Source organism: Eubacterium callanderi (assembly GCF_900142645.1).
Taxonomy (GTDB): domain Bacteria; phylum Bacillota; class Clostridia; order Eubacteriales; family Eubacteriaceae; genus Eubacterium; species Eubacterium callanderi.
On the sequence record NZ_FRBP01000016.1, the window covers coordinates 103,541 to 126,970 of the forward strand.

Consider the following 23,430-nt stretch of genomic DNA (forward strand, 5'->3'; position numbering starts at 1 on the left):
AAGAAAGGGAGAAAAAATGAAAAGAGGTATTCAGAAAAAGGGTGTTTTATTATTGGCAATGCTTTTGCTGGCCGTGCTCACGCTGGCAGGGTGCAAGGACCCCATCAGCGGGCTGACAGAGGGCGGCTCTGATGAAGAGGTAGTTCAGCTGGCAGATACAAACCCGCTGCCGGAAAATGGCGTTGTGACAGCCGCGCAGTTCCGCTCCATCCAGGGGCAGGACAAGGTGGTGACCTTTGATGGCAGCACCATGAGCGGAATCCAGTACAGCTGGAGCTTTAACGGCAAGGATATTCACAATCCGGAGGATCAGAACCTCAAGGTCGATTTTACGACAGAGGGGAATACACTCAACAATGTCAAGGCAGCGGCCGGCGATGCCGCCTATGGCCTCGGCATCACCCTGACGGGCAACAAGGGGCTCATCACCGTGCCGCAGCTCACCATTACGCTGCCGGAAAAATGGGATGCAGATTCGGCTGTTTTCTGCAAGCTGAACAACGGGCAGCCGGCAAAAATGAGTAATGTGACCTTTGACAACAGCGCAGAAACCACAAAGATGACAGTGAACATCGTGGAAACTGGCGGGGATTATTATATCGTAGCCGGGAAAACCATCGCGCCGGTTCCCACAACGACGGCTGGAAATCCTGACGGAACAACACCGGGTGACAGCGGAAATACTGGTTCTGGAAGCTCAAGCGGCAGCAGCTGTACCATTTCCATCAGCTGTTCGACCATTCTTAACAACATGGGCAATCTAAAAAGCGGTAAAGAAAGCTTTGTGCCTTCAGATGGTTGGATTTTAAAACCAACGACGGTTCAGTTTAATGAGGGAGAAAGTGTCCATGATGTGCTGCAGCGGGTATGCCGTGACAAGGGGATTCATATGGAATCCAGCTTTACGCCGGCTTATAATTCGGCCTACGTGGAAGGTATCAATCAGCTCTATGAGTTTGACTGCGGCGAGCTCTCTGGCTGGATGTATAACGTCAACGGCTGGTTCCCGAACTATGGGTGCAGCCAGTATACCGTCGAAAACGGCGATGTGATCAATTGGGTTTATACCTGTGATCTTGGCCGTGACGTTGGCGATAACAGCATGTGGTAAAACCATAAAACAGGTGACGGAGGGGACAGTCTGCCCCTCTGTCGCCAGCTTTTAGCTGAGCGCTTTTTTAAGGGCTTCTTTGCAAACTTTTAAAAAGGCGCTTAGAGGAGCTTTCGCATACAACGGCTCTTTTAAGTGTCTTGTCATCCCTATCTTTTCTATGTTGGGTGAAGCGGTGAAATCGTACGGGCAGCATTCGGGCGCGCGCCTGCACCGCTTCATTCAGAAACCATCGTTCTTAATTATTACACAAATAAGAACAAAGGATGTGATGGCACGCGGCGGAAGCTGGCCACCTCTGCTTCCGCCAAGGATTATCTTATAACAATCGAGGGGAGATCGATATGGAAGATTCTTTTTCCGGTTATCATCCGGTCATTAATTTCGGTTATTTTGTCGCGGTGCTTCTTTTTAGCATGTTTATCCTTCACCCAGTGTTTTTACTGATATCGCTCTTTGCGGCCTTTGTCTATTCAGGCATCCTGAAGGGATGGCTTAAAGCGCTGAAGTCCGCCTTGCTCTGCCTGCCGGTGATCATCATCGTGATGCTGATCAACCCCCTGTTTAACCACTATGGCGTTACGATTCTTTTCTATCTTAACAACGGCAACCCCATCACGATGGAATCCATTGTCTACGGGATATTCATGGGCATAACGCTGATTACGGTTTTCATCTGGTTTTCCTGCTACAGCAAGGTGATGACCTCGGATAAGTTTATCTTTTTATTCGGGCGCATCATTCCCGCCCTGTCCCTGATCCTTTCGATGGTACTGCGCTTTGTGCCGAAGTTTATCGCGGAGATCAAGGTGATCAGCAATGGACAGAAATGTATCGGGCGGGATCTGAGCAATGGGAGTATCTTTGAGCGGGCCCGGCACGGGGTGACTATTTTGTCAATCATGATTACTTGGGCGCTGGAAAACGCCATCGAGACAGCAGACAGCATGAAGGCGCGGGGATATGGGCTTAAGGGCAGAACTGCTTTCTCCATTTACCGCTTTGACCGCCGCGACGCAGTGGCTTCTGTCGTTATGCTGGCCGTCCTGGCCTGTGTGATTGCCGGGGTGTATCACGGCTTTGCCTTTGCGCAGTATAACCCGCAGATTAAGATGTCCGGGCTTCAGCCATTGTCACTGGGCAGCTTTTTTACCTATCTGTTTTATTTTATCTTTTGTATGATGCCGGTCATTATCGACGGTGTGGCTGAGTTCAAGTGGTGGTGGCTTAAGAGACGCATTCCTGAAGCAGAGGCGCGGCACGAAGGAGTTGAGGTTATTTGATCCGGCAGACAGTGGAGATTGGCTTTGGGCGGAGCTCGCCCCGGGCTGTTTTGCAGAGAAGCTATGTGCTCAACAACCATTTGAGTGGTGAGGTCGTTATTCCAAAAGGCTTTACGGATATTGAGGTATCGGCCTTTAAAGACATGAAAAATATTACAAGGATTGTCCTGCCCAAAACGCTTTTACATATTGATGAGCGGGCCTTCTGGGGTTGTGAGAGACTTGAGGAGATTATGCTGCCCGATGGGGTGGAGTCCATTGGAGATGAAGCCTTTTACGGCTGTAAGTCGTTGGAATATGTACGGCTTCCCTCTGGACTCAGGATTATTTCAAAGGAGCTGTTTAAAAATTGCCTTAAGCTCAGAACTGTGACAGGTCTCAGATCTGTACGGTGCGTTGAGGATGGCGCGTTCTGGAACTGCCGGTCTCTGGCAGCCATTGAATTTGGCGGGAAAATTGAAGCTATCGGGGTCTACGCCTTTTACCGCTGCGAGAGATTGGAAAAGCTGAGTTTTAAAGGCACGGTGAAGTGCCTGAAGAGCCACTGCTTTGACGGCGCCGGGCTTAGAGAGCTGTTTCTGCCGGAGGGGCTCGAGCAGATCCGGGACGGAGCCTTTCTGCACTGCGGCAGGCTGCGCCGTCTGGTTTTGCCAAAATCCCTTTTGGCCATCGGCAGCTATGCCTTTGCGGGCTGCGCGCATTTAACAAAAATAATATTTCAAGGCGGGGTCCCTGCATTCGGACCGGCCGCTTTCCCTTCAAACGCACGGGTTGTTTGTCGTTGGAATCAGGATTCCCGGCTTCTGATGGAAGCCCGGGGATTTAAATTATGCCGAAAACAGGACGGCTTCGCGCTCTATCTGTACCATTGCCCTGAAACAGCAGTACTCGAATTCGAGACTTACCCCAAGGATACATTTCTCCTGGTCTTTGGCATCCGGGAGATACCGCCAAGAGGCTATTGCGGCCGTGAAAAAATCAGAAAAGTGCTCATCGGCGAGGGCGTGGAGTGCATTGGGCAAAAAGCCTTTGCAGATTGTAAGAGCCTGGGGGAGGTTACTTTTCCCAAAAGTCTGAAAACCGTGAGTGAGGGCGCTTTTAAGGGATGCCCTGTGGAAGAATTGATTATTCCGGAAAATGTGGCGTGTATTGAGCGTTTCAGCTTCCGGGACACAAAGCGCCTGAGACGTGTCGATTTTCTTGGAAAGGCTGAGCTGGACAATCAGGTTTTTGCAGGCAGTGCCGTCAAGGCGCTTTATCTGCACCGCGGCATGGCGCTCAGACCCTTTCTTATGCAGGCGGTCACGCTGCTTTGCCAGCCAGAGGAGGAGGGAATGATCGCTTTTTTCAAAAGCATGGGCTACGCGGTATCCGATGCCGGAGCCTGGAAAGCCTTAAGGCTCACGCACTACCGTCAGGTGGTTAGCGTTCCCCCGCCCGGCGCGCTGGTGGAGCCGTCGGTGCGGCATATCGGAAAGCAGGTTGAAAGCTTTCAGTATGCCGGCCAGAGCCGGCTTCGCAAAATCGTGATCGCAGAGGGAACAGAGACAATCGGGGCGGGCGCGTTCTTTAACTGTGACGCGCTGGAGGAGGTGGTGCTTCCGGACAGCCTGAGGCATCTGGAGCACAGCTGCTTTGCGAACTGCCGGAGCCTGGAAAGAATCCGGCTGCCAGAGGGGCTCACTGTTCTGCCGGCCCGGGCTTTCCGGGACTGCAGGCGCTTAAAGGCAGTGGACCTGCCGAAAACTATCAGACTCATTGACCAGGGGTGCTTTCAAAATTGTGAACGGTTGGAGCAGGTCAACTGGCCCGGCGGGCTTTTGAGGATCAACGAATATGCCTTTTACGGCTGCCAGGCGCTGGCTTCGTTCTGTCTGCCGCAATGTGTGTCAATTATTGAAAAAAATGCTTTTACAAACTGTAAGAAGATTAAGTATGTAAAGGCTGGTGCCGGCGTCACGTATTTTTCGCCTCAGAGCTTTGCGTCGCGGACGGTTCTGGAGTGCCCGGAAAATTCCGTCACTCTGAAAATGGCCCGTGAAGCGGGGCTAAAGACCAAGGTATCAGCACTGTACAAAAAATAAAGGAGGCTTGAGCAGCAGAGCTGCTTAAAAAGATATGGCAGAAGTAGAAATAAGGGATTTGATGTTCACCTATCCGGAGATGGAGAATCCGGCGCTTTGCAGCATCAATTTGGAGATAAATGACGGGGATTTTGTCGTTTTGTGCGGCAAGAGCGGCTGTGGCAAAAGTACGCTGCTGCGGCATTTTAAAACAGTGCTCACGCCCCACGGAACACGGACAGGGGAGATTCTTTTTAAAGGGCGCGCGCTTTCTGAGGTGGATATCCGGACACAGAGCTCGGAAATTGGTTTTGTGCTGCAAAATCCAGACAATCAGATTGTGACGGATAAGGTGTGGCATGAGCTGGCCTTTGGGCTTGAGAGCCTGGGCTATGACACGCCGACTATTCGCTTGAGAGTGGCGGAAATGGCCTCTTATTTTGGGATTCAGGCATGGTTCCGGCGGAATGTGAACGAGCTGTCCGGCGGGCAGAAGCAGCTGTTAAACCTGGCGGCCATCATGGCCATGCACCCGTCGCTGCTGATTCTGGACGAGCCTACCTCGCAGCTTGACCCCATTGCGGCTTCTGATTTTTTGGAAACTGTCAAAAAGATTAACCGTGACCTGGGCACTACTATTATCATGACAGAGCACCGGCTTGAGGATATTTTTCCAGCCGCGGATAAGGTCATTGTCATGGACCAGGGTTCGGTTATCGCTCAGGGGCTTCCGCGGGAAATCGGAAAAGAACTGCGGGGTATGGGGCATGATATGTTTTTGTCCATGCCTGCGCCCATGCAGATTTATGCTGGAATCGATAATGAAATGCCCTGCCCGCTGACTGTGCGGGAGGGAAGGCAGTGGCTGTCGGAGCTGTTTGAGGGAAAGCCTGTCGAGAAAAAGAGTATTCCCATTGAGGCAGACCATTTTAAAGAAGCGGAGACCGTTGTCGAGCTGAGAGATGTCTGGTTCCGGTATGATAAAAATCTTCCCGATGTGGTACGCGACCTGTCACTGGAGATCAAGCGGGGCCAGCTGTATGCCCTGGTAGGCGGCAACGGCACCGGCAAAACCACCACCCTGTCCTTGATCTCAGGTATTAACCGGCCATACCGGGGAAAGGTAAAGCTTGAAGGGAGGGAAGTTCGAAAATATTCGGATAAGGAGCTGTTTCATGGCTTTCTGGGCGTTCTGCCCCAGAATCCCCAGAGCCTTTTTGTCAAAAAGACAGTGGAGCTGGACCTGTTTGAGGCCATTGGCGGTACCAATGAGCGCAGGCGCTCCGAATTTGACAGCGACATGGACAAACGCACAGCGGTTGAGGGAATGGCGGAACTGATGCACATCGGACATCTTATGCAGCAGCATCCTTATGATCTCTCTGGCGGTGAGCAGCAAAGACTGGCCCTTGCGAAAATTATGCTGTTAAAACCGCGTATTCTTTTGATGGATGAGCCGACAAAGGGGCTGGACAACCACTTTAAGCGGGAGCTGGCCGAAATTCTCAAGCGCCTCCAGGAGCATGGGGTGACCATCGTGATGGTTTCCCACGATGTGGAATTCTGCGCCCAATACGCCGACACCTGCGGCCTGTTCTTTGAGGGCAGTATTGTGACCGCCAACACCCCGAGAGCCTTTTTTTCGGGAAACAGCTTTTATACGACCTCGGCCAACCGCTTGTCCCGGCATTTGTTTGACAATGCCATTACCGTGAAGGATGTGATCACATGCTGCCAAATGAATCTTTAGACCGGTTTCTGGATGATTTTCTGGAGGGCGGCAAGCCAAAAGAAAAGTATGAGGTAAAAAAAAGAGAGGATGCGGCCCCAGTCCGGAGTGACCGCGAGCTCTGGGTGCCGCCAGCCGATGGCAGCCTGGTGGAAAAGCCAGAGAGCAGGAAGCTGTCAAAACGGACATGGGCGGCGCTGCTGATGATCTTTGTGCTCATTCCCCTCACGATTTTTATCGGTATCCGCATCGGGGACCGCAAGTATTTCTTTATCAGTATGATGATCATGGTTTATTCCATGGTGCCCTTTGTGATGGTATTTGAGGGCCGGAGGCCCCAGGCCCGGGAGCTGGTCATATTGGCACTTTTAGCGGCCATTGCGGTGGCGGGGCGCGCGGCGTTTTTTATGCTGCCGCAGTTTAAGCCTGTCATCGCCGTCGTTATTGTGGCAGGGGTATGTTTTGGCGCCGAATCCGGATTTTTGGTGGGGGCAGTGTCCATGTTTGCCTCCAATTTTTTTCTGACACAGGGCCCCTGGACCCCCTGGCAGATGTTTGCCACGGGCATCATCGGGTTTCTGGCAGGGCTTTTGTTTAAAAAAGGAAGATTAACGATGAAAAAGGGGCCCCTCTGCCTCTTTGGGTTTATGTCCACTTTCTTTATCTACGGCTTTTTAATGGATACGGCCAGTGTGCTTATGTACCAGAGTGAGGTGACCTGGTGGTCGGCGCTGCCCTTATATTTTTCAGGTGCGCCCTTTAATCTGATTTACGCCTGCTCAACGGTCATTTTCCTGTTTTTTGGAGCCAGGCCATTGATTGAAAAGCTGGAACGGATCAAGGTAAAATACGGCCTGATCGAGAACGGATCAGCCGGTAAATCTTAAAAAAATATCCCCATGCCTGTGTCAGGCGCTTTCATGGCCGCTGTACGGTGTTGGAGACAGCGCAGCGGCATAAAAAATATACATTACACAGAGGAAGGAAATGAAATGGCAGAAAACATCAAAAGCACAAACCAAAGGGAGCGCAGTGCCCGACAGCGGCCCCCTGAGCCGAACAGCCAAAACCGGGGCGTCTACACAACGGCCATTGCCAGGCAGAATAAGGTCAGGCATCTGGTCATTGGCGGTGAGTACCGCACCATCGGGTCAAAGGCCTGCATGAATATCACAAAAATCCACCGGCTGGAGCTTGCGCCCTCGGTGATGTCCATCGGAGAAAACGCATTCCGGGGCTGTACACAGCTGGTGGCGGTCAAGATGCCGGGCAGTGTGCGGGAAATCGGCGAGGCAGCCTTTATGGAGTGCCGCAAGCTGCGTGAGATCAATCTTCCCAAAAAGCTGCGGGTAATCCGGCCAAGAACCTTTAAGCTGTGCCGGGCCCTCAAGACCATTGAGCTGCCAGAAGCCCTTGAGGAAATTGGCGAGAACGCTTTTATCGACTGCGACAGCCTCCAGACGGTGGTCATTCCCAGGCAGATCGAGATGATCGCCTTCCGCACCTTTTATGGCTGCAAGCAGCTGCAGCAGGTCACCCTGCCGCCAGAGCTGAAAATCATCGGCCGGGAAGCCTTTGTCGGCTGTTGCTTTCAATCCCTGGCCCTGCCAGAGGGGCTGGTGACCATCGGGGACAGCGCGTTTTTAAAGTGCAAGTTTCTCGAGAGCATCCATATTCCCGAAAGCGTCAGGCGCATTGAGAAGTGGGCCTTTCACGGCTGCCCGCGGCTGAAAAAGGTGGTGCTGCTCCATGATCCCGAGGTCATGGGCGACTGGCTTTTTAACAGAGGCAACACGGTGGTACACTGCAAAAGAAACTCAAAGGTTGACGACTACTGCAAAGAATTTCAATATAAAACCGAGTATGTAGACTGACCGGTAAAAAGAATCACAATTGACAAAGGAGACGTATTTTGGCAGCTTTAAATCAGATTTTCGACCCATCCAGGCGTGATGTAAAAAGGCTTCAGAAAACAGCGGACAGGATCCTGGCCCTGGAGGACGCAATGGCCGCGCTCAGCGACAGCGCCCTCAGAGATAAGACCGCGTTGTTCCGGAAAAGGCTTAAGGACGGAGAGCCGCTGGATCATTTGACCGCCGAGGCCTTTGCGGTGGTCAGGGAGGCGGCGTACAGGGCCATCGGCCTGAAGCCTTTTCCGGTTCAGCTCATCGGCGGGCTCGTCCTGCACGAGGGCAATATTGCCGAGATGAAAACCGGTGAGGGCAAAACCCTGGTGGCGGCCCTGCCCACCTACCTCAATGCCCTGGAGGGCAAGGGCGTTTTCGTGGTGACCGTCAACGATTATCTGGCCAGGCGGGACCGGGAGCTCATGGGGAAGATCCACGAGTTTCTGGGCCTGCGGGTCGGCCTTGTCGTCAGCGGGCAGACGCCGGAGGAAAAGAAAGCCGCCTATGCGGCTGATGTGGTCTACGGAACAAACAATGAGTTCGGCTTTGACTATCTGCGGGACAACATGGCACTCAGCCTCGACAGCCAGGTTCAGCGGAGCCTCCATTATGCCATCATCGACGAGGTGGACAGCGTGCTCATCGACGAGGCCCGGACGCCCCTTATTATCGCGGGGCCGGGCGGCCCCGAGAGCAAACTCTACCGCCTGGCCAACCGCTTTGTCAAGCTGCTGGGGCCAGAGGATTACGAGAAGGACGAAAAGCTGAAAGCCGTCCAGCTGACCGAGAAAGGAATCCAGCGGGCAGAGATGTTCTTCAGCGTGGACAACCTTGCCGATATTGTCAACATGGAGCTTTTTCACTGTATTAACAAGGCGCTTTACGCCCATAAGCTGATGCAGCGGGACAGGGATTATATCGTGGCCGGCGGGGAAGTGGTGATTGTGGACGCGTTTACAGGCCGCACCATGCCGGGCCGCCGGTTCTCAGACGGGCTGCATCAGGCCATCGAGGCCAAGGAAAATGTCCCGGTCAACGCCGAGACACAGACCATTGCCACCGTCACCTTTCAGAACTACTTCCGTATGTTTGATAAGCTCGCGGGCATGACCGGCACAGCCAAAACAGAGGAGGACGAGTTCTCCTCTATTTACAATCTGAACGTGGTCACCATCCCCACCAATAAGCCCATGATCCGGACCGATCATGAGGACGCGGTTTACGCGACCGAGGCGGCGAAATTTGAGGCAGTGACCCGGGACGTCCTTAAGCGTCATGAAAAGGGCCAGCCGGTTCTCATCGGCACCGTGTCCATCGAAAAGTCCGAGGCCCTCAGCGGCTATCTTCAGAGAGAAGGGATTGAGCACACCGTGCTCAATGCCAAATACCATGAGCAGGAGGCTGAGATCATCTCAAAGGCCGGCCAGGCCGGCGCGGTCACCATCTCGACCAACATGGCCGGCCGCGGCACAGACATTGGCCTGGGCGAAGGGGTTCAGGCGCTGGGAGGCTTATACGTGATCGGGACAGAAAGACATGAGAGCCGCCGCATCGACAATCAGCTGAGAGGGCGTTCGGGCCGTCAGGGTGATCCGGGAGAGTCCCGCTTTTATTTATCCCTGGAGGACCCGCTGCTGAGGATCTTCGGCGATGAGCGGATGAAAAAGCTCAGCGAGGTCATCGACCTTCAGGAGGGCGAGGCCATCACCAGCAAAATCCTGACAAAGGGCATTGAAAACGCCCAGAAAAAAATGGAAAGCAAGAATTTTGACGACCGTAAAAACGTTCTGAAATATGACAATGTGATGAACCGGCAGCGTGAGATCATCTACAAGCAGCGCCAGCAGGTTCTGGACGGCGAGAATATACACGACCAGATCCTCGCCATGGGGCAGCGTATCTTCGCCTCAGTGCTGGACATCTTCATGAGCGATCCCATCGCTGACCACTGGGATATCCAGGGACTGAAGGAGGCCCTGGGCAAATCCTTTTTTCCAGAGACCGATTTTAAGTTTGTCGATACGCTAAAGAGCCGGGAGGCGCTGGAGCAGGCTCTCGGCAGTCTTTTCAGCAGCCATCTTGAAAAACTTTCGGCCAAAATCGGCCGGGAAACACGGGACGCCCTTGAGAGAGAGGTGCTTTTAAAAGCCGTGGACATGGCCTGGATGGACCATATCGACAACATGGACCAGCTAAAGCAGGGAATCGGCCTCAGAAGCTACGGGCAGAACGACCCCGTAAAGGAATATACCAAAGAAGGCTTTGCCATGTTCGACGAAATGGTTCAGGAAATCCAGGAAAACACCATCAGGACGCTGCTGCGCTGCCAGGCGGACAGCTAGCGCCAAAAGGCCCTCAAGCGTGTTACAGAACGCTTGAAAGCCTTTTTTACGCACGACAGAAAAGGATTGCATTATTGATTGAAAACGGTTATAATTGTACTGAAAGAAGAAAATTATTCCCCGAACAGTTGGCGCGGTTCATAGGGAAACAGGACAATTAAATAAAAAACAGGGACAATTGTTGTCACCCTGAATAAAAAACACTGAAGGCTCATTGGAGCTTTTGGTGTTTTTTTGTTTGGTCTTATGGAGAGGAGTCCAGGATGAAAAAGAGAATTACGGCAAAGGCACTGGCAAAGTACATCGCGAAGCACCCCGGGGATTTTGAGGAGGTCGATACCGGATACCGGAGCAGGAACGGCGAAAAGCCTGTGAAAGAGTGGATTTATCACGGCCATAAAAAGCATGTCTGCATTCACTGCGGCGGTAAGCTTGCGGAAAAAACCCTTTCCATAAAGGAAAAAGACGGCCGGCTTAAAATCGTCAATGGCTTTTATAAGGAGGTCGAAACCGGGGACGGAACCCTCTATCTTTTCTGGGTATGCAGCAAAACCTGCCTGGAATGTGACCGTAACCAGCGGGTGTTCCCCTTTTTTATCCTGCGCTGGATGCGCGTGCTCCTATACACCGTGGCCGAAGTGCTGCATACCCTTTTTACCAGAGAGGAGCTGCGCAGCCCGGGCCGGCTGCTGCCCAGACGTGGCCGCCCCTGGCACGAGGTGCCCTTTTATGGCGAATACTCCACAGTTTACCGGTGGCGGAAGCGCTATTTTGAAAATCTATATTGTTAAATAAATAACTATCAAATTCTATTTTCGCGCTTTGTAAAAGTAAAAAATTTGTTTTAGAATGATACCTGTAAGATAAAGAGCGGTACCGAGCGTACCGGAAACAAAATCATTTTAATTTACAGGAGGTTTACAATGAATCGTAAACAAATGCGCGAAAGAAACAGGGATACGGCAAAAAAAGCAGGGGCAGGCAGGTGTGCTTCGTGCGCCCAAAAATTCCAGGCCCCGGCACAGCTCACACTTGGTGGGGCCGCCGGGCACATCGTGGTGGATATCCACCTGGCCGCCAATCCGGAAAGAAACCCCGGGCAGTGGTATCTGGGCATGGAGCCGCTTACCGAGACCAGCGCCTTTTTAAGAAGGATGAAGGCAGAGGGCATCATCATAAGCAAGCACGATTTTTTCCGCTGGCTGCGCGCCAGAGGCTACCTGAGAAAGAACGCGCCCGGCACCTTAAACCAGGTGAGCCAAAGGGCGGCGGCCATGGGAATCCTCAGAATCGGAAACCAGACAGCAGCCTGTCCGGGGCGCAGGCTTTATCTGACGCCGGCCGGCTGTGTCTATTTTGCGGACAGGCTTAAAAAGGAGGCGGCGTCCGCATGAACTACCTGACCGAGTTGCTCGCCTTTTTCCGCTGGATGGAGCAGCAGCGCCTGAGCCCTCTGCTCCAGGCCTTCTGGCATTACCTCATGTACTTTAATAACCGCGCCGCCATAAAGGGCGCCGACGGCTTCTGGTACTGGCCGGTGGAATTCCGGGTGCCCAACAAGCTGTTTCAGGACGCCCTGGGCCTTAAAAACCGCCAGGCCCTCTGGACACAAAGGCAGACGCTGATCCGGAAGCAGCGCGTGACGTACACTCCCGACGCGGGAAACCGGGCGGGACAATACCGCCTGATCCCCTTTGACAAAGGCCTGGCCCCGGCCAGCATCGCCGCCGGAGAGCGTCAGGAGCCGACGCTCGTATGGACACAAACCGCTACAGAAAGCGGACACGGGGCGCAACCGTATATAAATAATATAAACCCTAAACAGGCATCTCTGTTCTATTATAATCAGGAGGAGCCGCCCAATACCCACAGCATCCACGGCTTTAACCTGCTCCCGCCGCTCACCGAATCCGAGAAAGCCGCCATCCAGGCCCTGTATCCCGGTGACAGTGTGGCCGCCTTTAACGCCATGTGGGCCGCGAGAGAGGCAAAGCAGAAAGGAGAAACCACATGAACCGATACGGCACCGGACCCGGTCTGGTCCGCAGAAAAAGAAGCTACATGGTCGAGGCCGAATGCCTTATGAAAGCCGGCTTTTACGCCCGCAGCGCCGAGGAGGCCGAGGACCTGTTTAACGACCTCAGCGCCGCCGTCGAAGACCGCTTTCCCGGCATTGTGCTTGAGATTACAGACGTCTATGAGGACGAATAGGAGGCTTATTTGAGTAACTACAAGGTGATTGACGATTTGGTAAAAACCTGTAAAAACGGGCAAGAATATCCGGACGGCAGCCCGGAAAGAGAAAGCGGCAGTACCGCGGGACAGCTGCTGGTCATGGCCTTCAGGCCGCTGATACTAAGCACCCTCAGCCGCTCAGGGATCCATGACGACCAGTTCGAGGACGCCTTTCAGGACGGCGTCATCGCCTTTATGGAGGGCCTGAAAAAGTTTGACCCCAGGCGTGGCGCCAGCTTTAACGCTTTTATCCAGGCGCACCTGCGCCAGTATTACAGAAAGTGGCAGCACGGCCAGTTTAACCATTCCGTCAAACCCGATACAACCCTTGACGATCAGGTGCCGGGGAGACAGGGCCTGACCTATGCCGAGGTGCTGCCCGATAAAGCGACAAACCTCGAGGCCGATTATATCCAGCGCGAGGAAAAAAGCGCGAGCCGGAAAAAGCTCGCCAGGGGGCTGAGCCGCTTAAGTCCCAGCTACCGCAGCGTGCTGGAAAAGCACTACTACGAGGGCATGACCCAGACCGAAATCGCCGAAACAGAAGGCATCAGTCCCCAGGCGGTAAACCAGCGCCGCGACCGCGCCTTAAAAAAAATAAAAAAAGTTTTGTGAAAAGCGTTGATATTTTCAAAAAAAAAAGTATGTATATAGTGTAGGGCAAAACGCCACACAAAATACAACCCCAAAAAGGAGAAATACACATGGCAGTCGAAGAAAACCTGAAGGACACAAAACTCAAAGTAAAGGTAAACTATGGCGAAAAAGAAGGAAAAATTGAACGCGGAAGCAAAACCTACGGCGACGTCAGGCATGACGCCACCAAGGAACAGCTGGACAGTGCCTACGGGCACATCATTTCCATGCAGGAGCCCATTGGCGAGGGCTGTGAGCGCATCACCGCCAGCGACATTACAAAAACCGAGTAAAAAAGAAAGCACACAGCAGCCGAAAACAGATAAAAGCAAGGATAAGAAAAGGAGATAAACCATGGCAATAACCACAAAAAAAGACCTGAACCTGATTTTTACCACCGAAAGCGGTAAAGAGTACCGAATGACCATCCCAGACTACCGAGAGGGCATCACCGATGCGGAGATAAAAACAGCGGCGGCCGGCATCGTAGCCGACAACATCTTCCAGCCCGAGGGCTTCGCCCTCACCAAGCTGTCCGGCGCCAAGCGCGTGGACACCACCACTACCGACGTAGCCGTTGAGTAAAAAGGGGGCGAAAGCCCCCTTTTTTTAGTGGATCGTTGAGGATCCGCCATCCACACATTCAAGAAGGGAGAACCCAAATGAAAAATTTTTATAAAACCATCAGCCGAAGATTAATCCTCTCAATTCTGATCCTGATTTCCTGCGTTTTTCTCACAGGGCTGGGCTTTGCGCTGGAGGAGGTACCGGATAAAGCGCCGCAGCCATCAGCTTCGGAAACAGAGCCGCAGGGGCCAGAAACAGCCGTACCAGCGCCGGAGCCACAGGAAACGCCTCAGGACGGGGCCGTCATCGACCACCCGCTGCCCGAGGACCCCATCCTCACCGACGGCCCCTGGGCCTCGGCCCACTTTCTCATGGACGAGTATGCCTGTGACTGCGCGGGCTACTGTGACGGCTGGCCCGCAGCCATGGACCAAGAACTTTTAGAGAAAATCGAGGCGCTGCGGTGTTATTTTGACCAGCCCATCATCATCACCTCAGGCGTTCGCTGTGAAAGGCGCAATGCGGAGGTGGGCGGCATTGCGGCCTCCTGGCACCTGTCCGGTCATGCGGCCGACCTGTACTGTCCCGGCGTGCCCTATGACGAGGTGGCCGCCGCGGCCCGGGCGCTGGGGCTTGGGGTCATCGAGTACCCGGATCAGCAGTTTGACCACTGCGAAATCTGGCGTTGAGGAGAGGAGGGAATCAAAAACAGTAAAACGCTGAAAGACAAAATAGCATACGAAAAAAACTATTAGCCTGAAAAAACAAATAAGAATTGCATATTATTTCAATCTATTCTATAATAAAGGATATAGAAATAAAAATTGCGGCATCCGTACTGTGTCACTACCACAATACGGCAATGCGGTGTCTGGGCACCACACCTCCTGAGGAGTACCGCAAAGTTAATTATATGCTATTTTCTTTCTTTATTCAATAGCTGTTCTTAATTTTGTGTTATTGTTGAGTTTTTTCTTGAACTTTCTTAACTGTGTGTGGGTAGCTGCCATGCGCAGTTTTTATTTTCCGAAAGGACGGACGGATAATGGATAGCTTTTGCTCATTCGCTCCTGTCGCGTCTGCTATGCGGAAGAAATCCTGACATTGTTTCTTTTAAGCCACGATCCGGTGGAGTAGAGGGGAAGAGACAACGTGTAAGAGGCTGTGAAACCACAGCCTCCTTTTTTATGGCGCATATTTTATGACACATATAAATAGGTAGCCAGATGGAACCGCCGGCCCGGCCGGTTCATAAATAACTATGCAGTGCCCGTTTTCAAAAAAATCGTGGGCAAATGGTCTTCCGGCCATATTAAATGTTTTCAAAATTGTCTTAAGGCTCAGATTTTGAGAGGTTTTTAGAGACAAGGAAAAAATTATGTGGTATAATATGTGCGGTCTCAAAAGAGATGCATAAATTATGTATGAATATGCAAATGAATCGAATGATATAAGGAGCTGCTTCTTATATTGAGGAAGGAATGATACAATGTCAATTTCTGTATTAGTTGGAGCACAGTGGGGCGACGAAGGTAAGGGCAAGATGATTGACTACCTGTCAAGGGACTGTGATCTAATCGTCCGTTTCCAGGGCGGTGATAACGCCGGACATACGGTTATCAACGAGCACGGTGTGTTCAAGCTGCATTTGATTCCAAGCGGTATCTTTAATAAAGGTGGCGAGTGCTTGATCGGTACCGGTACCGTGGTGAATCCGGATGTTCTGGAAGATGAAATCAAACAGATTGAAGATGCCGGTGTCAGAATGAGCGGACTGAAAATTTCCGGTAAGGCGCATATTTTAATGCCGTATCATCAGAAACTGGATGAGCTGATGGAAGTAGCCGGTGGTATCGGCACCACCAAACGCGGGATTGGCCAGGCTTATTCCTATAAGGCTTTGCGCAAAAACCTGCGTTTTGAGGATTTACTCAATTTAAATTCTGCAAGAAAGAAGCTGGAGGCCATTCTTCCGGTGATTAACAATCAGATGAGGGCCTATGGCGCTGAGGATTATACGGTCGATTTTCTCTATGAAAAATGTGAGAAATGGGCAGAGCGCTTTGCATCCATGATTGTGGACCCGATCCGTTACCTGCACAGCTATATTGACGCTGATAAGAATATATTATTTGAAGGCCAGCTGGCTGCCATGAAAGATATTGATCTGGGGATTTATCCCTATGTGACATCGTCTAATCCAACAGCGGCTTATGCGGCTGTAAGCGGCGGTTTTTCGGCTAAAAAAATTGATCATGTCATCGGTGTGGCCAAGGCTTTTTCCAGCGCTGTAGGAGCAGGACCTTTCCCGACAGAGGAATTTGAAGGGGACATTGACCTGATCCGGGGAAAAGGCGACAAACCGGATGATGAGTTCGGGGCCAGAACCGGACGTTCCAGACGTTTGGGCTGGTTGGATATCCCGGTGCTTAAATATACAAATTTAATCAACGGATTTGATACGCTGGCATTGTGTAAAATTGATAAGCTGGATAACCTTCCAGAAATTAAGGTGTGTGTCGCCTATGAGCTGGATGGTGAGGTCATTGACTATTTCCCGAACACCGAAGAGCTGGAACGTGTAAAACCGGTTTATGAAACACTGCCGGGCTGGATGTGTTCCACCAAAGAAATCCGGAGGCTTGAAGACCTGCCGGAAAATGCGAAAAAATATATTAAGACAATTGAAGAGCTGGTCGGAACCACTGTTGGTTACGTCGGCGTTGGCCCAGATCGCGAAGAGTTAGCTGTTTAGGGAAACGAAATATTTTAAAGAGGATAATGCTGCCTGCATTATTCTCTTTTTGTAAGTATAAAAGTTGAAGGAAAAATAGAGGAGGAGAAAATGTCTTATTTTAAACGTGACAAGCGCGCCTGCATTTTGCTGTCGGACGGAACGGTTTTCGAAGGCTACAATTTCGGCTGCGAAGGCACCACCATTGGGGAAATTGTCTTTACAACCGGAATGACCGGATATCAGGAAGTCCTGACAGACCCGTCCTATTATGGACAGATCGTGCTTCAGACCTATCCGCTTATTGGAAATTATGGGGTCAATAACGACGACATGGAGTCTGAAAAGAGCTGGGTAAATGGCTACATTGTAAAGGAATGGTGCGAAGAGCCATCAAACTTCAGAACCACAGCCACTATCAATGACTTTCTTGTAAAGCAGGGGAAAATCGGTATCTGGGATATTGATACCCGCGCGCTGACACGCAAGATCCGCGAGTTTGGTACCATGAACGGCGCCATCACCACCGAGGATGTATACGAGAAAAGAGAGGAGCTGCTGGAACAGATCCGGAGTTACAAGGTTGTCAATCCAGTACAGGTTGTAACTCAGAAGAAAAAGGGATGGTTCTATACCCGTGAAAACCGCGCGAACCATGTCGCACTTATGGATTATGGCTACAAGCATAATATCCTCAGAATGCTTTTGCAGCAGGGCTGTAATGTGACGGTTATGCCGGCCAGCTCGACAGTCGATGACATCCGAAGACTGAATCCGGACGGTATCATGCTGAGTAACGGACCTGGCAACCCTGAAGACAATGTGGAAATCATTAAAAACATTCAGGACTTTATCGCATATGGAAAACCGATTTTTGGCATCTGTCTGGGACATCAGCTGCTGGCGCTGGCAATGGGTGGGACAACCCGCAAAATGAAATACGGACACCGCGGGCTGAACCAGCCGGTTAAGGATTTATCCAAGGACCGGGTCTTTATTACCAGCCAGAACCATGGCTATGCCGTTGAAAGTATTCCAGAGGATGTGGGAACGATCTCTCATGTCAATATGAATGACGGCAGCTGCGAGGGGATTGCCTATAAAAATATACCTGCCTTTACAGTGCAGTTTCATCCAGAGGCCAGCGCAGGCCCCAATGATACAGGATATTTATTTGAACGTTTTTCGGATTTAATGGAAAGGGGACAACAGGGATGCCTTTAAGAAATGATATTAAGCGTGTACTTGTCATCGGGTCTGGCCCGATCGTGATTGGCCAGGCGGCAGAATTTGACTATGCCGGTACTCAGGCCTGTAAAGCCTTGAAGGCAGTTGGCCTTGAGGTTATTCTCATCAACTCAAACCCGGCCACCATCATGACCGATAAGGCAATGGCCGATAAAATCTATATCGAGCCATTGACGCTGGACGTTGTTAAACGGGTTATTCTTCTGGAAAAACCAGACAGTATCCTCTCTACCCTTGGCGGACAGACCGGTCTGACCTTATCCATGCAGCTTGCAAGGGAAGGCTTTTTAGATGAACATAACGTTAAGTTGCTGGGAGCTAACGTCGAGACCATCGACAAGGCAGAGGACCGCCAGGAATTTAAAGATATGATGAAGGAGATCGGAGAACCGGTTATTCCTTCAAAAGTTGTTACAACAGTTGATGATGCCCTGGATTTTGCCTCTACCATGGGCTACCCTGTCATTGTCCGTCCGGCCTTTACATTAGGCGGAACCGGCGGCGGGATTGCCGATAATCCTGAACAGCTTCATGAAATTGCCACCCACGGCCTGCGCTTATCACCGATTACCCAGATTTTGGTTGAACGTGGTATTTCAGGCTGGAAGGAAATCGAATTTGAAGTCATGCGTGACAGCAAGGGGAATGTTATCACGGTCTGCTCCATGGAAAACTTTGATCCAGTCGGCATCCACACAGGCGACTCCATCGTTGTAGCGCCATGCCAGACATTGAGCGACAAGGAATACCAGATGCTCAGAACCTCTGCCCTTAAGATCATTTCTGCTCTGGGTGTAGAGGGCGGCTGTAACTGCCAGTTCGCACTGGACCCGGAAAACTTCAATTACGCAGTTATCGAGGTGAATCCGAGAGTATCCCGTTCTTCAGCGCTGGCTTCAAAGGCAACCGGTTACCCGATTGCCAAGATCGCATCGCTTATCGCTGTGGGCTTCTCACTGGATGAAATTATAAATGACATCACAGGTAAAACACCAGCCTGTTTTGAACCAGTCATCGACTATATTGTTGTTAAATTCCCGAGATGGCCCTTCGATAAATTTGTTTACGCTAAGCGTACCTTGGGTACACAGATGAAGGCAACCGGTGAAATCATGTCCATCGGTAACAGCTTTGAACAGGCGATGATGAAGGCCGTTCGTTCGGTTGAGCTGGGCTTTGATACCCTGAGCGTCGAAAAATACCGTGAGGCCCCGGATGATGAAATTATGGAAGCGGTTGGCCGCAAGGATGATGAACGCTGCTTCGTTGTCTATGAAGCCCTGTACCGCGGGCTGGATATGGAAAAAATCTGGGAAGCCACCCAGATTGATATGTGGTTCCTCGACAAGCTCCGCCACCTGGCAGTGATGGAACGCGACCTCCGCGAAAAGGGCCTGAGCGATGAACGTGGTATGGAACGTCTGGCGGTGGCCCGTGAGCTGGGCTTTATGGATTCCACCATTGAGCGCCTGACTGGTGAAAAGATCCCGACAGGCAGACAGTATGCTTCCTTTAAAATGGTTGACACCTGCGCTGGAGAATTTAAGGCTGAAACACCTTATTTCTATTCTACGATGGATAAGGAAAACGAAGCGGAAATTTTCCTGGATGAGCACAAAAATGATAAAAAGAAGATCCTTGTATTTGGCTCTGGTCCGATCCGTATCGGCCAGGGGATTGAGTTTGACTACTGCTCAGTCCATTGCGCCTGGGCGTTAAAAGAACTGGGCTATGAGGCGATTATCGTCAACAACAATCCAGAAACCGTATCGACAGATTTTGACACCTCAGACCGTCTGTATTTTGAGCCGTTGACAGCAGAGGATGTGCGCTCAATCGTAGAGACGGAAAAGCCTGACGGCGCCATCGTCCAGTTCGGTGGACAGACAGCCATTAAGCTGACAAAACATTTGGATGAAATTAACGTTGGCATCCTGGGGACAGACCCAAAATACATCGACGCCGCTGAAGACCGCGAACTCTTCGATGATCTGCTGGAACGCTGCGCTATCCCGAGACCAAAGGGAGAAACCGTCTATACAACCGAAGAAGCTGTAAAAGTGGCAGAACGGCTGGGCTTCCCTGTGCTCCTGCGTCCGTCCTATGTTCTCGGCGGTCAGAATATGATCATCGCCTATGAAGAAGCCGATGTTATGGAGTACATGAACATTATTACGGAACATGAGCTTGAAAATCCTGTGCTGATCGATAAGTACCTCATGGGCACAGAGGTAGAGGTCGATGCGATCTGTGACGGAACAGACTACCTGATCCCGGGGATCATGGAACACATTGAAAAAGCAGGTGTTCACTCCGGGGACTCCATCTCGGTTTATCCGCCGCAGACATTGTCTCAGGAAATTAAGGATACAATCATTGACTATACAGGCAAGCTCGCCAAAGAGCTTCATGTTATCGGCCTTGTAAATATCCAGTACGTTGTCTATGAGGGAGAAGTTTATGTCATCGAGGTAAATCCGCGCTCTTCAAGAACCGTACCATATATTTCCAAGGTGACCGATATTCCAATGGTTAACCTTGCAACCCGGATTATGATGGGGTCAACCTTAAAGGAAATGGGCTACACCTCCGGGCTTCATCCGGTTAAAGACTGCGTGGCGGTCAAGGTACCGGTATTCAGCTTTGCGAAGCTCCAGGATGTCGATACCCAGCTTGGACCAGAAATGAAATCAACCGGTGAGGTTCTGGGCGTTGGAAAGAAATTCGAGGATGCTGTCTACAAAGGGCTCGTAGCTGCCGGATATAAAATGGAGCGCACCGGCGGGGTGCTTCTGACCGTGCGTGACCGCGATAAAGACGAAATTGTGGATATCGGACGCCGTTTCCATGAAATGGGCTTTAAGATCTTCGCGACTGTCGGCACTGCGCTGGTACTCAATGAAAACAATGTGCCGGCAAAGGTTGTTAAGCGTATGGCAGAGAAAGCGCCTAACATTGGCGATCTTTTAGAAAGCGGTCAGGTAACCTATGTTATCTCCACCTCTACAAAAGGTCGTCAGCCAGAACAGGATGAGGTTAAGATGCGAAGAAAGGCTGTTGAAAGCTCCATCAGTCTGCTAACTTCTCTCGACACCGCCAGAGCGCTGCTCAATTGCCTGGAATCCAATAAAACAATGGCCGATATTGACCTGGTAGACATCAATACAATTTAGTGAAATATAAAATCAAACAGTCCGAAAGCCACCTGTTTCAGGTGGTTTTTCGATAATATCCGTAAAATTGTATACAAAAGACGTAAAATCAAATGGTTGACTTGACAGAATCGTCTAAAAAAATTATAATATCAAACATGATTTTAAGTAATACGTATGGAATTAAATACATTCTGTACAAAATAAAGGGGAAACAAAAATGACTGATCATTTGAATGAAGAATTAGTAATGACCCAGGAGGGTCTTGATAATTTAAAGAAACGTTTAGAGTACTTAAAAACCGTTAAACGTTACGAAGTTGCGGCGCGTATTAAAACAGCCAGAGAATATGGCGATTTGAGTGAAAATGCCGAATACGATGAAGCGAAATCCGAACAGGGCTTTGTGGAAGGCGAAATTTCTGAACTTGAAGCCAAAATTAAAAAGGTCAAGGTCATTGATGATAATGACATTCATACCGAGGATGTCGGTGTCGGCAGCATTGTAAAAGTGAAGGATCTTGAGTTTGGCGACACCGAAGAATATAAAATTGTCGGTTCAGCAGAATCCGATATTGCACAGAATAAATTATCGAACGAATCACCTGTCGGCAGAGGCTTGATTGGGGCCAAAGTCGGGCAGGTTGTGACCATCCCGATTCCGGACGGTGAAGTTCAGTATGAAATTTTAGATATCAGAAGATAGGAGAGCCCAGTGAGCGAAGAAAATTTAAGTGAAGTACTAGCTGTCAGACGTGAAAAGCTGAAGAAGCTTCAGGAGGAAGGAAAGAACCCCTTCGAGATGACACGTTATGACGTGACTGCATACGCAGATGATGTCAATGAAAACTTTGAGGCCTATGAAGAAAAGCCAGTTTCTATGGCGGGCCGTATCATGTCTAAAAGAGGTCAGGGAAAGGTCGGCTTCTATGACCTTCAGGACAGCACCGGAAAAATCCAGATGTTCTTAAAAAAGGATTTGCTGGAAAACTATGATGAAATCAAAACCTATGACATCGGCGATATTGTCGGTATAAAAGGCGAGGTGTTCAAAACACAGAAGGGACAAATTTCAGTTCGCGTAAAAGAGCTGACGCTGCTTAGCAAATCTCTTCAGATTTTACCCGAAAAATATCACGGGTTAAAGGATACTGAGCTGCGCTATCGCCAGCGCTATGTCGATTTGATTGTAAATCCTGAAGTTAAAAATGTTTTTATCCTGCGTTCTCAAATCATCCGCAAGATCCGTGAGTTTTTAGACAACCGCGGCTTTATCGAAGTGGAAACACCGGTTTTATACAATCTGGCAGGCGGTGCGAACGCCCGTCCCTTTGTGACCCATCATAACGCTCTGGATATTCCGCTCTATATGCGTATCGCTCTGGAATTACCCCTTAAGCGCCTGATTGTCGGCGGCTTTGATAAAGTATATGAACTGAGCCGTGTGTTCCGTAACGAAGGCATGGACGCGACCCATAATCCGGAGTTCACCCTGCTTGAAACATATGAAGCCTATGCGGATTATGATGATGTAATGAATATGGTAGAAGCGTTGTATGGATTTTTGGCAAAAGAAATCCTTGGCACGGATACCGTGGAATACGAAGGCCATGATATTTCATTGGCAGCGCCTTTCAAACGTGCAAGAATGGTAGATCTGGTGGAAGAACACACCGGAGTTAATTTTGATGTTATGACCGATCTGGCAGAAGCACAGGAAGCGGCGAAAAAGCTGCATGTAGACGTAGAAGATAAACACTCCATCGGCGAAATCATTGCCGAAGTTTTTGATGAATATGTGGAAGATAAGCTGATTCAGCCTACCTTTGTAACCATGCACCCGGTAGAAATTTCACCTTTATCTAAACGTGAACCCACCGATCCGAGATATACTCAGCGTTTCGAGCTGTTTATCAACGGTGCCGAATGTGCCAATGCGTTCTCTGAGCTCAATGACCCCATTGATCAGAAAGGCCGTTTTGAGGCGCAGGTGCAGAAAAAGGCTGATGGCGATGATGAAGCGCACCCGTATGATGCAGACTTTATCAATGCGCTGGAAGTGGGCCTTCCGCCCACAGGAGGCCTTGGAATCGGTATTGACCGTCTGGTTATGTTGTTTACAGGACAGCACAGCATCCGTGACGTCATCCTTTTCCCGACCATGAAGCCATTGGATGATTAATGAAAAGACCAAAGGACTGGCAGAATCGCCGGTCCTTTTTTAATAACAGAATCATGTAAAACGTCCAGGTTAAAATAAAATCAAAAAAGATTAAAATAAATGTTAAAAAGCGCTTGACAAAGGGTAAGGTCCGGGGTATACTAAGTAAGCTGTCTTGGAGAGTACAGCACCGCAGGGCTTTCAGTCCGGCGCTTGAGGAATTTAAAAAATAAATTTTAAAAAGTGCTTGACAGAACAAAGG

20 protein-coding genes are annotated in these 23,430 nt (G+C 50.4%); all 20 read left to right on the plus strand.

All coding sequences use genetic code 11. The annotated features are described in order from the left end of the window. Positions 1-16: 16 nt before the first annotated feature. The 20 genes from BUC22_RS19095 (at position 17) to lysS (ending at position 23,189) form a co-directional block, all read left to right on the plus strand. Complete coding sequence (locus tag BUC22_RS19095) at positions 17-1,111, plus strand: DUF4430 domain-containing protein (RefSeq protein WP_073383497.1); 1,095 nt, start codon at positions 17-19, stop codon at positions 1,109-1,111. Positions 1,112-1,455: 344 nt separating this feature from the next. Next, positions 1,456-2,394 (plus strand): energy-coupling factor transporter transmembrane component T, encoded by a 939-nt coding sequence (locus BUC22_RS19100; RefSeq protein ID WP_073383500.1) that lies wholly within the window; start codon positions 1,456-1,458, stop codon positions 2,392-2,394. Further along, complete coding sequence (locus BUC22_RS19105; RefSeq protein ID WP_073383502.1) at positions 2,391-4,478, plus strand: leucine-rich repeat domain-containing protein; 2,088 nt, start codon at positions 2,391-2,393, stop codon at positions 4,476-4,478. The genes BUC22_RS19100 and BUC22_RS19105 overlap by 4 nt, the downstream gene beginning before the upstream one ends. 34 nt (positions 4,479-4,512) lie before the next feature. After that, positions 4,513-6,207, plus strand: coding sequence for an ABC transporter ATP-binding protein (locus BUC22_RS19110; protein ID WP_013382151.1), 1,695 nt, complete (start codon positions 4,513-4,515; stop codon positions 6,205-6,207). Continuing rightward, on the plus strand, positions 6,186-7,073 hold the full coding sequence (locus BUC22_RS19115) for an ECF transporter S component (protein WP_013382150.1): 888 nt from the start codon (positions 6,186-6,188) through the stop codon (positions 7,071-7,073). Before BUC22_RS19110 ends, BUC22_RS19115 begins: the two co-directional genes overlap by 22 nt. A gap of 105 nt (positions 7,074-7,178) precedes the next feature. Further along, entirely contained in the window at positions 7,179-8,060 is an 882-nt protein-coding gene (locus BUC22_RS19120) for a leucine-rich repeat domain-containing protein (RefSeq protein WP_227929961.1), read from the plus strand. Positions 8,061-8,098: 38 nt separating this feature from the next. Beyond that, positions 8,099-10,435 carry a preprotein translocase subunit SecA gene (gene secA, locus BUC22_RS19125; protein WP_073383507.1) on the plus strand — a complete coding sequence of 779 codons (2,337 nt, stop codon included), beginning with the start codon at positions 8,099-8,101 and terminating at the stop codon, positions 10,433-10,435. A gap of 263 nt (positions 10,436-10,698) precedes the next feature. After that, a complete protein-coding gene (locus BUC22_RS19130; protein ID WP_073383510.1) occupies positions 10,699-11,226 on the plus strand; it encodes a hypothetical protein in 528 nt (175 codons plus the stop codon). A 132-nt stretch (positions 11,227-11,358) separates the two neighbouring features. Next, entirely contained in the window at positions 11,359-11,829 is a 471-nt protein-coding gene (locus tag BUC22_RS19135; RefSeq protein ID WP_073383512.1) for a phage antirepressor KilAC domain-containing protein, read from the plus strand. Next, the gene (locus BUC22_RS19140; protein ID WP_073383515.1) at positions 11,826-12,449 is read left to right on the plus strand and encodes a restriction endonuclease subunit S; all 624 of its coding nucleotides are present in this window, start codon (positions 11,826-11,828) and stop codon (positions 12,447-12,449) included. The genes BUC22_RS19135 and BUC22_RS19140 overlap by 4 nt, the downstream gene beginning before the upstream one ends. Next, complete coding sequence (locus BUC22_RS19145) at positions 12,446-12,646, plus strand: hypothetical protein (RefSeq protein WP_013382144.1); 201 nt, start codon at positions 12,446-12,448, stop codon at positions 12,644-12,646. The genes BUC22_RS19140 and BUC22_RS19145 overlap by 4 nt, the downstream gene beginning before the upstream one ends. Before the next feature lie 9 nt (positions 12,647-12,655). Further along, positions 12,656-13,285 carry a sigma-70 family RNA polymerase sigma factor gene (locus tag BUC22_RS19150; RefSeq protein ID WP_073383518.1) on the plus strand — a complete coding sequence of 210 codons (630 nt, stop codon included), beginning with the start codon at positions 12,656-12,658 and terminating at the stop codon, positions 13,283-13,285. Positions 13,286-13,374: 89 nt separating this feature from the next. Next, on the plus strand, positions 13,375-13,599 hold the full coding sequence (locus BUC22_RS19155; RefSeq protein ID WP_013382142.1) for a DUF1659 domain-containing protein: 225 nt from the start codon (positions 13,375-13,377) through the stop codon (positions 13,597-13,599). 61 nt (positions 13,600-13,660) lie between these two features. Next, on the plus strand, positions 13,661-13,891 hold the full coding sequence (locus tag BUC22_RS19160; protein WP_073383520.1) for a DUF2922 domain-containing protein: 231 nt from the start codon (positions 13,661-13,663) through the stop codon (positions 13,889-13,891). Positions 13,892-13,968: 77 nt separating this feature from the next. Next, positions 13,969-14,562 (plus strand): D-Ala-D-Ala carboxypeptidase family metallohydrolase, encoded by a 594-nt coding sequence (locus BUC22_RS19165; RefSeq protein WP_073383523.1) that lies wholly within the window; start codon positions 13,969-13,971, stop codon positions 14,560-14,562. Between the two features lie 800 nt (positions 14,563-15,362). Next, positions 15,363-16,628 carry an adenylosuccinate synthase gene (locus BUC22_RS19170; protein ID WP_013382138.1) on the plus strand — a complete coding sequence of 422 codons (1,266 nt, stop codon included), beginning with the start codon at positions 15,363-15,365 and terminating at the stop codon, positions 16,626-16,628. 90 nt (positions 16,629-16,718) lie between these two features. Then, on the plus strand, positions 16,719-17,831 hold the full coding sequence (gene carA, locus BUC22_RS19175; protein ID WP_013382137.1) for a glutamine-hydrolyzing carbamoyl-phosphate synthase small subunit: 1,113 nt from the start codon (positions 16,719-16,721) through the stop codon (positions 17,829-17,831). After that, positions 17,822-21,028: a carbamoyl-phosphate synthase large subunit gene (gene carB / locus BUC22_RS19180; protein ID WP_073383525.1), complete on the plus strand. Its 3,207-nt coding sequence runs from the start codon at positions 17,822-17,824 to the stop codon at positions 21,026-21,028. The genes carA and carB overlap by 10 nt, the downstream gene beginning before the upstream one ends. A gap of 199 nt (positions 21,029-21,227) precedes the next feature. Then, positions 21,228-21,713: a transcription elongation factor GreA gene (greA, locus tag BUC22_RS19185; protein ID WP_013382134.1), complete on the plus strand. Its 486-nt coding sequence runs from the start codon at positions 21,228-21,230 to the stop codon at positions 21,711-21,713. A gap of 9 nt (positions 21,714-21,722) precedes the next feature. After that, complete coding sequence (gene lysS / locus BUC22_RS19190) at positions 21,723-23,189, plus strand: lysine--tRNA ligase (RefSeq protein ID WP_013382133.1); 1,467 nt, start codon at positions 21,723-21,725, stop codon at positions 23,187-23,189. The last annotated feature ends 241 nt before the right edge of the window (positions 23,190-23,430 follow it).

Coding starts and splice junctions, on each gene's coding strand:
- BUC22_RS19170 (WP_013382138.1), top strand. CDS start 15,363: ATGTCAATTTCTGTATTAGTTGGAGCACAGTGGGGCGACGAAGGTAAG.
- BUC22_RS19165 (WP_073383523.1), top strand. CDS start 13,969: ATGAAAAATTTTTATAAAACCATCAGCCGAAGATTAATCCTCTCAATT.
- BUC22_RS19100 (WP_073383500.1), top strand. CDS start 1,456: ATGGAAGATTCTTTTTCCGGTTATCATCCGGTCATTAATTTCGGTTAT.
- carA (WP_013382137.1), top strand. CDS start 16,719: ATGTCTTATTTTAAACGTGACAAGCGCGCCTGCATTTTGCTGTCGGAC.
- BUC22_RS19110 (WP_013382151.1), top strand. CDS start 4,513: ATGGCAGAAGTAGAAATAAGGGATTTGATGTTCACCTATCCGGAGATG.
- BUC22_RS19095 (WP_073383497.1), top strand. CDS start 17: ATGAAAAGAGGTATTCAGAAAAAGGGTGTTTTATTATTGGCAATGCTT.
- BUC22_RS19130 (WP_073383510.1), top strand. CDS start 10,699: ATGAAAAAGAGAATTACGGCAAAGGCACTGGCAAAGTACATCGCGAAG.
- BUC22_RS19135 (WP_073383512.1), top strand. CDS start 11,359: ATGAATCGTAAACAAATGCGCGAAAGAAACAGGGATACGGCAAAAAAA.
- BUC22_RS19140 (WP_073383515.1), top strand. CDS start 11,826: ATGAACTACCTGACCGAGTTGCTCGCCTTTTTCCGCTGGATGGAGCAG.
- BUC22_RS19160 (WP_073383520.1), top strand. CDS start 13,661: ATGGCAATAACCACAAAAAAAGACCTGAACCTGATTTTTACCACCGAA.
- greA (WP_013382134.1), top strand. CDS start 21,228: ATGACTGATCATTTGAATGAAGAATTAGTAATGACCCAGGAGGGTCTT.
- BUC22_RS19145 (WP_013382144.1), top strand. CDS start 12,446: ATGAACCGATACGGCACCGGACCCGGTCTGGTCCGCAGAAAAAGAAGC.
- BUC22_RS19155 (WP_013382142.1), top strand. CDS start 13,375: ATGGCAGTCGAAGAAAACCTGAAGGACACAAAACTCAAAGTAAAGGTA.
- carB (WP_073383525.1), top strand. CDS start 17,822: ATGCCTTTAAGAAATGATATTAAGCGTGTACTTGTCATCGGGTCTGGC.
- BUC22_RS19115 (WP_013382150.1), top strand. CDS start 6,186: ATGCTGCCAAATGAATCTTTAGACCGGTTTCTGGATGATTTTCTGGAG.
- BUC22_RS19120 (WP_227929961.1), top strand. CDS start 7,179: ATGGCAGAAAACATCAAAAGCACAAACCAAAGGGAGCGCAGTGCCCGA.